Source organism: Streptomyces sp. NBC_01233 (assembly GCF_035989305.1).
GTDB lineage: Bacteria > Actinomycetota > Actinomycetes > Streptomycetales > Streptomycetaceae > Streptomyces.
The window spans coordinates 8,783,530-8,797,331 of sequence record NZ_CP108514.1 but is presented as its reverse complement, the minus strand read 5'-3'; the positions used below and the strand labels follow the sequence as shown (position 1 = coordinate 8,797,331).

General features: G+C 71.3%; 10 protein-coding genes. 4 read left to right on the top strand and 6 right to left on the bottom strand.

Going from position 1 to position 13,802, the window contains the following annotated elements:
* Positions 1-3: 3 nt before the first annotated feature.
* Entirely contained in the window at positions 4-639 is a 636-nt protein-coding gene (locus tag OG332_RS40955; RefSeq protein WP_327418202.1) for a hypothetical protein, read from the bottom strand.
* A 1,391-nt stretch (positions 640-2,030) separates the two neighbouring features.
* On the opposite strand from OG332_RS40955, the gene OG332_RS40950 reads away from it, so the two are divergent.
* Positions 2,031-2,402, top strand: coding sequence for a hypothetical protein (locus tag OG332_RS40950; protein ID WP_327418201.1), 372 nt, complete (start codon positions 2,031-2,033; stop codon positions 2,400-2,402).
* Between the two features lie 605 nt (positions 2,403-3,007).
* Here the strand turns inward: OG332_RS40950 and OG332_RS40945 are convergent.
* From OG332_RS40945 to OG332_RS40925, 5 genes are all read right to left on the bottom strand, one after another.
* Complete coding sequence (locus OG332_RS40945) at positions 3,008-3,961, bottom strand: carbohydrate ABC transporter permease (protein WP_327418200.1); 954 nt, start codon at positions 3,959-3,961, stop codon at positions 3,008-3,010.
* Positions 3,958-5,298, bottom strand: a complete 1,341-nt coding sequence (locus OG332_RS40940; RefSeq protein WP_327418199.1) for an ABC transporter permease subunit — start codon at positions 5,296-5,298, stop codon at positions 3,958-3,960. The genes OG332_RS40945 and OG332_RS40940 overlap by 4 nt, the downstream gene beginning before the upstream one ends.
* 10 nt (positions 5,299-5,308) lie before the next feature.
* On the bottom strand, positions 5,309-6,640 hold the full coding sequence (locus OG332_RS40935) for an ABC transporter substrate-binding protein (protein WP_327418198.1): 1,332 nt from the start codon (positions 6,638-6,640) through the stop codon (positions 5,309-5,311).
* A gap of 79 nt (positions 6,641-6,719) precedes the next feature.
* Positions 6,720-8,402: a glycoside hydrolase family 13 protein gene (locus OG332_RS40930; protein ID WP_327418197.1), complete on the bottom strand. Its 1,683-nt coding sequence runs from the start codon at positions 8,400-8,402 to the stop codon at positions 6,720-6,722.
* 214 nt (positions 8,403-8,616) lie between these two features.
* A complete protein-coding gene (locus OG332_RS40925) occupies positions 8,617-9,897 on the bottom strand; it encodes an ABC transporter substrate-binding protein (protein WP_327418196.1) in 1,281 nt (426 codons plus the stop codon).
* Positions 9,898-10,066: 169 nt separating this feature from the next.
* Between OG332_RS40925 and OG332_RS40920 the strand changes: the two genes are divergently transcribed.
* Genes OG332_RS40920 through OG332_RS40910 form a run of 3 tightly spaced genes read left to right on the top strand, consistent with a single transcriptional unit; the run spans position 10,067 to position 13,664 of the window.
* Positions 10,067-10,573 carry a PadR family transcriptional regulator gene (locus OG332_RS40920; protein ID WP_327418195.1) on the top strand — a complete coding sequence of 169 codons (507 nt, stop codon included), beginning with the start codon at positions 10,067-10,069 and terminating at the stop codon, positions 10,571-10,573.
* The gene (locus OG332_RS40915; RefSeq protein ID WP_327418194.1) at positions 10,570-11,337 is read left to right on the top strand and encodes an ABC transporter ATP-binding protein; all 768 of its coding nucleotides are present in this window, start codon (positions 10,570-10,572) and stop codon (positions 11,335-11,337) included. The genes OG332_RS40920 and OG332_RS40915 overlap by 4 nt, the downstream gene beginning before the upstream one ends.
* A 2-nt stretch (positions 11,338-11,339) precedes the next feature.
* On the top strand, positions 11,340-13,664 hold the full coding sequence (locus OG332_RS40910; protein WP_327418193.1) for an FtsX-like permease family protein: 2,325 nt from the start codon (positions 11,340-11,342) through the stop codon (positions 13,662-13,664).
* Positions 13,665-13,802 lie beyond the last annotated feature (138 nt).

Genomic DNA, 13,802 nt, shown 5'->3' with positions numbered 1-13,802 from the left:
GGTTCAAGGATTTCCACCGCGGGCCCGGTGCTTCGCGAGGTACGTCTGCGGGGGCCGCCAGCGCTCGGCCACAGGCCTCAGCGGCAGCACGTCGGTGATGCCACTGGCACCAGGGAGGCGTTGCGGCAGCTGCCTCTGCGCGGGCTGGCCACCGACGGGAGCGGGAGGCGGGGACGGTACTTCAAGGCTTTGGACATCGGCCGGTACCACCGTCTCCAGCAGGCCTTCGCTCATCAGGCGCGAGACCTCGACGGTGACGGCGTACAGGCTCCGGCCGAGCAGGAAGGCGATGTCCCGAACGCTGCGCCGGCCGTTGGCCCTCAGCAGGATCTCCCTGCGCTCACCCGTGGCCGTGTTCGCGAGCCATGCTGAGCCGGCATGGGTCCGGGCAAGCCGACTTCGGAACGGGGAGAGGTACTGCGCAAGAGCGCCGAGGACCCGAATCCGCCTTCCCGCTTCCTCCACCAGCCATTCCGGTTCAATGCCGTCCGGAGCAGCCAGGCGGCAGGTGCGGGCATCCTGCTCAAAGGTGAAGTCGTCGATCCGCCCCATCCCGACAGCCAGTGCTCCGTCCAGCGCGGCCATCACACACATCAGCTGCAGTTCCGCACTGCCGACCAGGTCCTGGGCGATCAGCACGGCCCCGACGCGACCATCCGCCGCACACGACCGGGTGACCGACACCCAGTCGGCCTCACTCACCCGGCCCGATCGCAGGAGTAGGATCTCGACTCCGGGGGCCCCGGGTGAAGCCACTTCGACGAGGGCACCACACCGAAGGTGGAAGGATCCTCCAGGTTCCCCCGACACCATCAGCGCCCCGGAGAGCCGGTCCTGCGACATCTCGGTGAGCGCCCTGGCCAGATCAAGCCCCGTCACTCTTGATGGTTTTCGGCGTGGTGCCGGTACATCAAACTCTGGCATGTCCCTGCAATCAGCCGCTCTCGCCGTGGACACCGAAACTGGGAACTACATATGCCAGCCCGGTAATCACACTGTATCCAGGTGGGCCGATCATCCGATGAAAAGTCCCATCAGTGATCGCTTTATGACCTCAACCGAGCATTCGTGAATCATTCATGGCGCTCTGCTTTCCTCTCGGCGAGAACTATTCGCTCACCTGACGACGACCCCCTCGGCGTCGGTCTGCTGGGCCGTGCGTGGCGCTGATCGCGGCGTGCCTCCCGTCCACCACCGTGGCGGCCATCGCACCGGCACACCCTCAGGGGCACCTGGCCGAAGACCACGATCTGCGCCGCCGCCCGGAACTGCGGGCGGCAACCGCCGGAGAGGACATCGGTGTCGTCCGCGAACGGATCCTGAGCCTGCTCGACACCCGTCCCTTCGCGCGCTACGGCTACGTACGGCTACGTCGAGTTCGCCTACGGGCAGCAGGCTTCGGAGGCGGCGACCGCGCTCCGCGCGCTGACGGCGAGCGGCCGGGCGGCGGACGCGGTGGAGGCGGTCGCGACCGGCACCTGGAATTCCTCCGAGCGCACGGGTGCGCGGGAAATGCTGCGCGCGACCGGCACGGGCTCGAACCTCGCGGACCGAGACGCGATACCCGGACTGCGGGCCCTGCACCGGCTCGTCGACCTCGCGACCTGAGGCGAGGGCGCGGTCCAGTTGCACAAGGAACTCAAGGACGAGGACACCGTCCCGACCCCCTCGGCGTCTCCATCGCCTGGCACAAGGTGCCGCATCAGCTCGGCGGCCGGGCCGACTGGAAGCCTGCGAACCCCGACCACGTGATCGCCTACAAGCAGTTGCTCCAGCCCGCTTCCGCAGGTCAAGGGCGTTCGCCGGAGCCTACGACGATTCGCATATTCGGTCAGCTTTCGCCAAGTCTTCCAGGACCTCGGGGGACCGAGGCGACCTGTCGGATTCCGCCCCCGCTCTCGCCGCTGCTCCGGCCGAGCGGAGTGCATGGCCGGTTGTGGGACACGGCCTGCCGTCGCGATGGTCTGGATATGCCTGACTGCTACAAACAACCTTGGGGCAGGTTCTCGGATGATGCCGACAAGGGTGCTGTGCGGGTCGTCAACAAGGCGGGATCCGGGCCGCCGTCGCCCCCACTCCGGATCCGGCCGGCGCTGTCGGACGTCACCTCGGTGACGTCGGACGGCGCGAGGGTCTCGATGGACGTGGAGCCGCCGGATTTCGCACCCACCGTGTACGACGCCGTCCTGTTCCGCGACGGTGTGCCGGTCCGCCGGGAGACCCTGAGCCCCGCGCCGACGTTGTCGCTCGCCGTTCCCGGGCCACTGCCGCGCGGGGCGGCCTACGCGGTGTCGGTCCGCGGGCGGGCCGGGCGCTCGGCCGGCCCGGTGGTGACGGCCCCGGTCGTGCCGGCCGCCCCGGCCGTCGCGTCGGTGGTCTGCGCGTGTCCTGGGACGCGCTGACCTCGCCGCTCGTCGACGGGTACCGGGTCAGCACGGTCGTCGACGAAACCCTGACCACGCTCTTCGACACGACGGCGACCTCCGGCAGCCGGCCGGTGGAGATCACGGACACCTCCACCACGGTCGTCGTGCAGGCGCTCGCCGGTCCGGCGGTCGGGGTGTCGTCGGACCCTGTCCCCGTGTTCACCGAGACGCTGGTCGTCGGCCGTTCGTACGTCGCGCCGCAGCTGGGGCCGGTGCTGGAGGCTACCGACATCACGCTCGGACTGCCGGAGCTGTTCGTGACCCGGCACGACGACGGTCCCGACCCTCACGCAGGCGCTCGTCGAGTGGAGCGAGCGCGAGCAGCCCGCAACGCAGGGCGGGGCCTGGGCCTTCCGGGTCAGCCTCTACTCCTCCGTCGACCCGTCACTCCAACGGCCCGTGTTGCAGCTCAAGCAGCTGTCGTCCGAGCTCTGGGACCGCTGAGTCCATGGCGGTCCCCTCGCCGTCCCACACCGCTGCAGGGACGGTACGAAACACGGAGACGGCGCAGGCCCTGCTGTCGGTGTCCCGCGGAGGAGACACCGACAGCAGGGCCTGCGCCCGGGGAGAAGGCGGGGCGGCTATTTCACCGAGCCCGCCATCACGCCCTGGACGAAGTGGCGCTGGAACGCGAAGAAGACGATCAGCGGGACCACCAGGGACAGGAACGCCCCGGGTGCGAGGACGCCGATGTTGCTTCCGAACTGCCGCATCTGGGACTGCAGCGCGACGGTGAGCGGCTGGGACTCGCTGTCCGCGAACAGCAGCGCCACGAGCATGTCGTTCCAGACCCAGAGGAACTGGAAGATGGCCAGGCTCGCGATGGCCGGCCGGCCGAGCGGCAGCACGAGCCGGGAGAAGATCCGCCACTCACTGCCGCCGTCCATCCGGGCGGCTTCCAGCATTTCCCGCGGAATCTCGGCGAAGTAGTTGCGCAGGAGGAAGATCGCGAACGGCAGTCCGTAGGCGACGTGGAAGAGGACGACGCCCGCGATCGTCCCGAACAGGCCCACCGCGCCGAAGAGTTTGGCCACGGGCAGCAGCCCGATCTGCACGGGTACCACGAGGAGCCCGACGACCACGAGGAAGACGCCGTCCCGGCCGGGGAATTCCAGCCACGCGAAGGCGTATCCGGCGAGTGCCGCGATGGCGACCACCAGGACGGTGGTGGGCACGGAGATCAGGACGGTGTTCCAGAAGGCCGCCCCGATGCCGGAATCCTTCAGCAGGGCGCTGTAGTTGTCCAGGGACAGCTGGGACGGATCGGTGAGCGCGGTCCACCAGCCTTCGGTCGCGTTGTCCTGCTCGGAGCGCATGGAGGACAGGAGCAGGCCCGCCAGCGGCGTGATCCACACGAGGGCGACCAGGATCAGGGCGCCCTGGACGACGGAGCTGCCCAGCAGGCGCGAGAGCCGGCCCCCGCGACGCCGTCCGGGCGCGGACCCCGGCGCGGACGGGGACGGGGACGGGACGGGACGGACCGCCGTCGTCCGCCGGGACGGCCTGCGCCGCTCGGCGGTGCTGTAGCCGCTCATGCTCCACTCCTTCGGAAACGCCGGACGTTGAAGATCATCGCTGGGACGACCAGCAGCAGGAGCACCATGCTGAGCGCGCTGCCGAGCCCCTGGTCGTTGCCGCCGCCGAAGGAGACCAGCCACATGCGTGTGGCCAGCACGTTCGCCTCTTCCTGCACCGGGCCCGGCGCAATGATGTAGACGAGGTCGAAGACCTTCATCACGTTGATCACCAGGGTCACGAAGACGACGGTGAGCACCGGCGCGAGCAACGGCACGGTGATCTTGCGGAAGATCTGGCCCTCGGTGGCACCGTCCATCCGCGCGGCCTCCAGCGCATCGCGCGGGATGGCCGCGAGGCCGGCGCCGATCAGGACCATCGCGAAGCCCGTCCAGACCCACAGGTAGGCGCCGATGATGGCCGGCGTCACCAGCGCGGGACCGAGCCAGTCCACGCCCTGGTAGGGGGCCTCGAAGTTGGCCGCGGGCAGCCGGACCGTGTAGTCGCCGTCGGCCAGCCCGGCAAGGCGGAAGGAGCCGTCATCCGCCGTGGTGGCGGTCGCGGCCACCCGGCCGTCCCGTACGGCCTCGACCGTCATGCCAGGCAGCCCCTTCTCGTCCGGGTCGACCCTGCCCGGGGTGCCCGCGCCACCGGGGGCGAAGTCGAGGTAGACGACTCCCCCGATCGCGTCCGTGCCGGGCGCCGCGGCGTCCGCGTCCGAAGCGGCCTTCGCGTCGGCGGGCATCGCATCGGGTGCGACCCCGATGAACCCGAGGCTGAGCGAGCCCCCGGGCCGTACGGTGCTCCCGGTGCTGTACGGGCCGCCCGCCCCGCCCGTCAGACCGTGGCCCTCCCGGGCCCGGGCCGTCGGGTAGGCGGCAGCGTCGTCGAAACCGTCGTGGACACCGACGACGGCGGCGTTGAGCACGCCCCGGTCCGGGTCCTGTTCGTAGGCGAGCCGGAAGATGATGCCCGCGGCGAGGAACGACACGGCCATCGGCAGGAAGAGCACGAGCTTGAACGCGGTCGCCCAGCGCACCTTCTCGGTGAGCACGGCGAGCACCAGCCCGAGTCCGGTGAGCAGGGTGGGGGCGACGACGACCCAGATGGCGCTGTTGCGGATCGCCTTGAGGGTGGCCGGGTCCTGCACGATCGCCGCGTAGTTCGCGGCTCCGACGAACCGGTCGCCGTCCGCGTCGAACAGGCTGCGGCCGAAGGAGAAGAGGACGGGGTAGACGACCAGCGCGCCGAGGAGCAGCAGGGCCGGCAGGACGAAGACGACCGCGAGGCGGCGCTTCCTGCGCTGGGCCCGGCGCCGCCCGTCGGCCGCGGGGTGGGCGGTCATGGTGTCAGCCATGGCGGGCGCCTCAGTTTCCGTAGGCCTTGGCGGCCTCGGCTTCGAGCTTCGCGGCGGTGCCCTGCGCGTCCGAGGGGTCGCGCAGGAAGTCCTGGAGGAGCTTCCACTCGCCCGCGCCCTTGGTCCCGCCGAACGCGGCCGGGGCCTGGTCCGACATGTCGAAGCGGATCGAATTGCCCGCGGCGATGAGCGAGTTGGCGGTGCTGCGCGTGGTGTCGTCGCTGTACTTGGCGAAGTCGACCTCGTTGTTCGGGGACAGGAAGCCGCCCGCGCCGGCCCAGACCTCGGCCGCCTCGGAGCTCGCCAGGAACTCGACGAGCTTCATGCCGGCCTTGCCGTTCTTGCCGTCCTTGAGGACGACCGCCGCGTCGCCACCGCTGACGACCGGCGCCCTGCCGCCGTCGACCGAGGGGAACGGGAAGAACTTGGCGTCCTGTCCGAGCTTCTTGCCGAACTGTCCCTTGGCGACGCCGCCGACGAAGTCGCCCTCGTAGACCATGCCCGCCTTGGGCTCCGGGCCGAACACCTGCGCGACCGACGAGGGGAAGTCGGTCCCGAGTGCCGTCTGGGCGCCGCCGGCGACGAGCTGCTTGTCCTTGAACAGTTCCCCGAGGGTGGTCAGGGCCCTGACGACGCTCTCGTCGGTCCACTTCAGCTTGTGCTGGGCGAGCAGGTCGTACTTCTCCGGCCCGGCCTGGGAGAGATAGATGTTCTCGAACCAGTCGGTGAGGGTCCAGCCGTCCTCGCCGGCTATGGCGAAGGCCGGGCGGCCGGAGTCCGCGAGGGTGCGGCCGGTCTTCAGCATGTCGCTGTAGCTCTTGGGTTCGCCGACGCCGGCCTGGGCGAAGGCCTCGGGGGCGTACCACACGGTGGACTTGTGGGCGGCCTTGAAGTACAGGCCGTAGTACGTGCCGTCGACGGTGCCGTAGTCCTTCCACACCGGGGCGAGGGTGGATCCGGCCGTCTGGGCGGTCTGGTCGGACAGGGGCTGGAGCCAGCCCTCCTTCGCGAACTGCTGGAGCACGCCCACCTGGGGAACCATCACCACGTCGGGCGCGTTGCCGCCTTCGATCTTGCTGCCGACGAAGGTGGAGACGTTGTCGCCGGAGGGCACGAAGACCGTCTTGGCGCCGGTCTTCTCGGTGAAGGCGTCGAGGACCTTCTTGAAGCTCTGCTGCTCGGCGCCGGTCCAGACGCCTGCCACGGTGACGGTCTGGCCGCTGAGTTCGCCGTCGCTCGCGGGTCCGGTGGTGCCGCCGCAGGCGGTGGTGCCGAGGGCGAGGGCGAGGGCCGCCGTCGCGGTGGCGGCACTCCGACGGGTCGTCTTGCCGGGTCGTCGCATGAGGAGTCCTTTCGAGGAAGTCAGGGGCAGGGCGGGGGGAGGGAGGAGGAACTCGGGGTCTGCGGGTTGGGGGCGCGGGCTACGGGGCCGGGTACTCGCCCGCCCACCAGGCCGCGGTCGCCGCGGGGAGCACCCCGTCGGGACAGGGCCCGCTGGCGAGCAGCGGGGTCCCGAGGACCGGGGCGGGCACCGGCTCCGTGCCGAAGTTCACCGCGCAGACCAGGCCGTCGCCGCGGGCGATCGCCAGCACGTGTGCAGGCGCGTCCAGCCAGCGCAGGGTGCCGTCGCCGAGCTGCGGCAGGGTGCGCCGCAGCTGGAGGCCGTCGCGGTAGAGGTGCCAGAAGGAACGGGTGTCGGCCAGGGCGCGGTCGGTGGCGTGCTCGGCGAACCACGCGGGCTGCGGCAGCCACGGCTTGGCTCCGACCGCCTCCTGGCTGAAGCCGAACGGGGAGGCGTGTCCGGACCACGGCAGTGGCACGCGGCAGCCGTCCCGGACGTGCTTGCGGCTGCCGGTGCGGCGGAAGATCGGGTCGGTGAGGACCTCGTCGGGCAGGTCGAGGACCTCCGGGAGGCCGAGCTCCTCGCCTTGGTAGACGTAGGCGGCGCCGGGCAGGGCGAGCATCAGGAGGGCCGCTGCGCGGGCGCGGGCGGCTCCCAGCCCGCTGCCCTCCACGCCGGGCTCGCCCGCGTAGCGGGTGACCGTGCGGACCTGGTCGTGGTTGTTGAGGACCCAGGTGACGGTGGAGCCGGTGCCGGCGATGTCGCGTATCGCCTCGGTGATCGTCGCGCGGAAGGCCTCGGCGTCCCAGGGTGCGCTGAGCAGGTCGAAGAAGAACGCCTGGTGCAGTTCGTCGGGGCGGACGTACGCGGCGTGCTCGCGTGCGGTCGGCACGGACACCTCGCCGACCAGCAGTCGCTCACGGCCGTCTCCGGCGGTGTACTCCTCGCAGACCGCGCGCCAGCGGCGCCATACGTCGTGGACCTCGGGCTGGTTCCACGCCAGCTGGTTGACGGCGTCGCGGGCCCGCTCGTCGGCTCCGGGATCGTCCGAGTCGGGCAGCTCGGGGTGCTTGAACAGTCCGGCGGCGACGTCGATCCGGAAGCCGTCGACACCGCGGTCCAGCCAGAAGCGCAGCACCCGCTCGAAGTCGTCGCCCACGACGGGGTCGCGCCAGTTCAGGTCGGGCTGCTCGGGCGTGAAGAGGTGCAGGTACCACTCTCCGGGGGTGCCGTCGGGCTCGGTGATCCGGCTCCAGGCGGGACCGCCGAACATGGCGCGCCAGTTGTTGGGCGGCTCCGCCCCCTCCGGGCCGCGGCCGGGCGCGAAGTGGAAGCGGGAGCGCGGGGCGCTGCCCGGCCCTGCGGCAAGCGCCTCGCGGAACCACGGGTGCTCGCTGGAGCAGTGGTTGGGAACGATGTCGAGCAGCAGCTTGAGCCCGAGGCGGCGGGCGTCGGACACCAGCCGGTCGAACTCGGCGAGGTCGCCGTATACGGGGTCGACGCCGCAGTAGTCGGCGACGTCGTAGCCGTGGTCGTGCTGGGGCGACGGGTAGAAGGGGCTGAGCCAGATGCCGTCGACACCGAGCTTCCTGAGGTAGGGAAGCCCGGCCCGTACGCCGGCCAGGTCGCCGATGCCGTCCCCGGTGCTGTCGAGGAAGCTGCGGACGTAGACCTGGTAGATCACCGCGTCGCGCCACCAGGGGTCAGGTGTGGTGGCGGTGCGGGAGGGGTGGCCGGTGCCGGCCGGAAGGGTGCTGAGCATCTCGCGTCGACCTGTTTCTGCTGAATGCGAGAGCGCCCTGAATCAGGTGCGCTGTTATGCATGCATGTTAAGTACCGACGACTGGAAGGTGTCAACGATGTGTCCATAAACAGCCGAAAGCTGGGATGGTTTGTGCCGAAATACCCAGATGCATGAAGAAGGGCTCCTACTTAACGTGTAAGTAGGAGCCCTTGAGGGAGGTGGCCGAGTGCGATCAGCGCTCGCGGGAGATGGTCCCGAGCTCGCGCGCAAGCCGCGCCACCGCCTGCTCGGGCGTCTGGCGCAGCGCCATCAGGTCCTGCGCCACGGCCTGCACCGCGAGGCTCACCTGGTCGTAGCGCGGACTCTTGGGGCGCGGCGCCGCCGACAGCACGCTCTGGCGAAGCGTGGGCAGGTACGGATACGCGCGGATCAGCCCGGGGTCCTCGTACAGCGCTGCGCGCACCGGTGGCAGCGAGCCCTCGGTGAGCACCCGCCGCTGGACCCGTTCGCTCGTGAGGTAGGAGATGAGATCGGCTGCCGACGCAGGATGCCGCGCACGGCTGCTGACGGCGAGGTTGGAGCCGCCCAGCACGCTGGTGCCGGGCCCGTCGGGTCCGGGCAGCGGCACGGCGCCGAACCGGCCCGCGACCTTCGACCCTTCCGCGCTCGCGTCCGCGTACACATAGGGCCAGTTCCGCAGAAAGAGCAGCCGGCCGTCCTGGAACGCCTGCCGGGACTCCTCCTCCTTGTAGCCGAGCGCGTCGCGGGAGATCCAGCCGTCCCTCACGCCGTCCGCGAGGAAGCGCAGTCCGGCGCCCGCCGCGTCGGAGTCCACGGTCACCCGGGCGCCGTCGTCGCGCAGGATCGAACCGCCCGCCGAGTGCACGGCCTCGGTCACGTTGACGGTGAGCCCCTCGTACGGCAGGAACTGGCCGGCGTAGCCGTCCAGCCCGTGCTTCGGGGCGATCGTGCGCGCCTGACGGACGAGTTCCGCCCAGGTGCGCGGCGGTTCCTCGCCCTCCTCGTCCAGGATGTCCTTGCGGTAGTAGAGCAGTCCCGCGTTGGTGACGTACGGGACCGCGTACAGCCGGCCGTCGAAGGTCGCGGTGTCGACGACCGGCCGCAGGAAGCTGTCCAGGGGGAAGCGGTCACGCCGGAGCGGGGAGATCCATCCGGCCGCCGCGAACTCGGACGTCCAGGCGACGTCGATGTTCAGCACGTCGAACCGGTTGTTGCCGGATCGCAGCTCGCTGATCATCTGGGCCCGGGTCTCGTCCGCCGAGTCGGGCAGCTCGACGAGCGTGACGCGCTCGCCGGGATGGCCTTCGTTCCAGTCGTCCAGCAGCGGGGAGAGGTAGTGGGTCAGATCGCCCGCCGTCACGAGCGTCAGGGGGCCGCGGGCCCCGGCGGCCGCGCCCGCGCCCGCGTCCGCACGGACGCCGAAACCGGCGTATCCCGCCAGCACCACCGCCGCGACCAGGAGAGCCCTACCCGCGGCACGCATCCACCGCATAGGTTCCTCCCAGTGCACGATCCGGCTGCGCCGCCGACCATCGCGGCCTATATATACCCGTTAGGCATGGGCGATACTAGACGCCCAGGCAGGCAAGACGGGTGGCGGTGGCCACTGGCCCCATGCCGAGTGAACAGGTGACTACGGAGCGGGAAGGAGGGGGGAGCGAGTGCGGCTGGCGCTCCTGGCACTGCTCGCCCGTGGCCCTGCTCATGGTTACGAGCTCAAGCAGGACCTTGAGAAGCTCTTGGGCGCCGCGTACCCTCAGCCCAACGTCGGCCAGATCTACGTCACCCTCGGCCGGCTGGAGAAAAGCGGTCTGATCGAAGGCGAGGACGTCGAGCAGTCGGGCCGCCCCAACAAGCGCACGTACCGGCTGACGGGCGCCGGGCACGAGGCCGTGCTGGCCTGGTTCGAGAACACCGCCGAGGAGCCCCGGGTACGGGACGAGTTCTTCATGAAGCTCGCTCTCGCGCCGGAGTCGGGGCTGGCCGACCCGGTCGCGCTGATCAACAAGCAGCGGCGGCAGTACCTCAACACCATGCGGGACCTGTCGAAACTGGCCGCAGCCGAAAACCGCGACAACAAGGTCTCCCAACTGCTGATCGAGGGCGCCATGCTGCACCTGCAGGCCGACCTCGACTGGCTGGAACGCTGTCAGGAGGAGCTGGAATGAGCGACGACGCCACCAACGCTCCTGCCGTACCCATCGTCCGCGCCGAGGGCATCACCAAGACCCACCACGGCGAGGGTGCGCCGGTGCACGCCGTGCGCGGGGTGGACCTGGCCGTCCAGCCGGGCGAGTTCGTCGCGGTCACCGGGCCTTCGGGAGCCGGCAAGTCGACGCTGCTGCACCTGATCGGCGGCCTCCAACGGCCCGACAGCGGAAAGCTCTGGATCGGCGGACAGCGGGTCGACGAGTACCGCGAGGCGCGCTGGGCGGTCCTCAGGCGACGCAGCATCGGCGTCGTCTTCCAGTTCTTCAACCTGGTCTCCAACCTCACCGTCGCCGACAACGTCGAACTGCCCGCCCTCCTCGCCGGCGCCTCCCCGAAGGCCGCCCGTGACTCCCGCGACGAACTGCTCGCCGAACTCGGTCTGGAAGGCCGTGAGCGGTCGATGCCGGGCGAGCTGTCAGGCGGCGAACAACAGCGGGTCGCACTCGCCCGGGCGCTGGTCAACCACCCCGCACTGCTCCTCGCCGACGAGCCGGCCGGCAGCCTCGACAGCAAGGGCACCCGCGAGGTGCTGCGGCTGCTCTCCCGGTTCCACCAGCGCGGCCAGACGATCATGATGGTCACCCATGATGCCCGGATGGCCAGCGCCGCCGACCGCGTCATCAGCTTCTTCGACGGGCGCATCGCCGACGACGCGCAGCTCGACGACGGGCGCCGCGAGCCGGCCCGTGGCGTCCGCGGCGTACTCGAACTGAAGGAGTGACCGTGCGGGCCACTCTGCGCTGGGCGCACGCCGACCTCCGGGCGCACCGCGGCGAAGCCCTCTTCGTCGTACTGGCCAGCGCCGGGATCATCGCCTCGCTCCTCCTGGCGGGCGCGCTGTTCAGCTACGCCGCCAACCCCTGGCAGCGGATCTTCAACCAGTCCCAGGGCGCGCACATCTGGCTGCACACCCGCGCCGGGGCGGACATGGACGCCCTGACCGGCGTGGACGGTATCGCCGCCCTCTCGGGGCCCTACCGCACAGCGGCGACGACCGTCGAGTCGCGCGGCGCGCGGGCCGGGATGACCCTGCGCGCGACCGCGGTGGCGCCCCCCGGGACGGGGCTGCCGATCGTCACCGCCGGCAGCTGGCTCGCCCCACCGGACGGCGACACAGGGGCCGCCGCCGTCGTGCTGGAAAGTTCCGTCGCGCGGGCATTGTGGGCCGAGCCGGGCGACACGGTGCGGGTCACCGGCTCGGACGGCGCCCCGCGCGCGCTACAGGTGAGCGGGATAGCCGAGGCGGCCGAGCCCCGCTACCGGCCCGGGGGCGGACCGGGCATCGGCTGGGTGCTCCCCGGCACCCTCGCCGAGATCGCCCACGGCGACACCGGGCAGAGCGTGGGCCTGCGCCTGGAGGATCCGAACGACACCGACTTCATGGTCCAGCGCGCCGTGACCGTCCTCGGTGCCGACCGGGTGGCCCAAGTCACCAAGTGGCAGCAGACACGGGCCGAGGCGGGCGGCGACGACCAGCTCCTCGGGCAGATGTTCGCCGTCTTCGGGCTCGGCGCCCTGCTCGCGGCGGCGCTCGCCGCGTCCGGAGCGATCGGCGCCCGGGTCCGCGGGCAGCTGAGGGACATCGCCATCCTCAAGGCCGTGGGCTTCACCCCCGGCCAGGTGACCCGCGGGTTCCTCGTACAGCACCTGGCCTTCGCGCTCCTCGGCACGGCCCTCGGCACGGCGGCCATCGCCCTGCTGGGCGCCCGGATACCGGGCCGGATCGGCGAGGCGGCGGCCGTGTGGGAGGACCTGCCCGGCCACACCGCGTTGATGATCGGCATCCCCTGCGGCGCGGTGCTCCTGATCGCGGCTGCCACCGGGCTCTCGGCCTGGCGGGCCGGACGGGTGCCACCGGTGCCGGTGGCACGGGCCGCGTTGCCCTCCGCCGCGCCGATGACCGCGCTCGGCAGGCGGGCTCTCGGGATGCGGGTTCCCCCGGCCCTGGTCCTGGGGTGGCGTGCCGCGTTCGCGCGACGCGGCCGGACGGTCATACCGGTGGCCCGGCTCGCCCTGCCCCTGATGCTCATCACGGTCGCTCTCGTCGCCTGGTCGACGCTGGACCAGTTCCGCAGCCGGCCGGCGCAGATGGGACTGCCCGCGGCACTGACCGTACGGGCCCAGCAGCCCGCCGGCCCGTCGGACTCGGAGCTGGAGAAGACCCTCTCGACGATCCCGGACGTCACCGCGGTCCATCCGGGCGCGGAGATGGCGGCGCTCGTGCCGGGGCAGACCGACACCATCACGCTCCGCGGGCTGGGCACGGCTCGGCACCCGTATCCCTCCGCGGTGGTGGAAGGGCGCGGGGTCGGCGGACCGGACGAGGCAGTGGTCGGGCAAGGGCTGCTGGACCTCCTCGGGGTGCGGGTCGGCGACTGGGTGCGGATGACCGTCGAGGGACGGCCACAGATCCTCCACCTCGTCGGCCGCACCATCGAACCCGAATCCGGCGGCCGGGTGATCACCACGACCATCGACGCCCTGCGGGAGCGCGACCCGCAGCTGCGGCCCGCCTTCCATGCCTTGGAGCTGCGCACGGGGGCGGACCCCCGCGCGGTGAGCGGCAAGCTCGCCGCGGCGGCGGGCGGAACGCTGGAGATCCGGGAGACACCCAATCCGGCCGACCGGCTGGAGCCGGCACGCGCAGTGATCGCCGCCCTGATCGCGGTGCTGGCACTGATCGGGCTGACCGAATTGCTGACGCTGATCAGCACCGGCGTACGCGACCGGGGCCGCGACCTGCTCGCGCTGAAGGCGATCGGGCTGACGCCCCGGCAGATCGGATCGATGATCGTGACGGCCGCCGGTCTGACCGCGCTCGTATCCGCAGCGGTGGGCACGACGGTGGGTGCGCTGTCGGGCAGCTGGCTGGTGGACACCCAGGGCGCGTCGAGTGGCATCGGCGCGGGGATCGCGCAACTGCCCCCGCTTCCGGTGCTGTCGACGGTGATCGTCGGGGCGGTGCTGGGTGCGGTGGCGGCGGCGACGCTCCCGGCGATACGGGCGGCACGGCGGCGCCTGGCGGACTCGCTGAGCGAGACGCTCTGACCCTCCAGGGCCGCCCTGGAGAGCAGCGGGTCCTCGCCCTCGGCCTCGACGACACCTCGCCCGCCGTGCGGACGCCCGTGGTTCACCCCTGCCGCATGTCCTCGGCTGCTACGGCGCCGTCGGCGTCGAGGCCGGGGC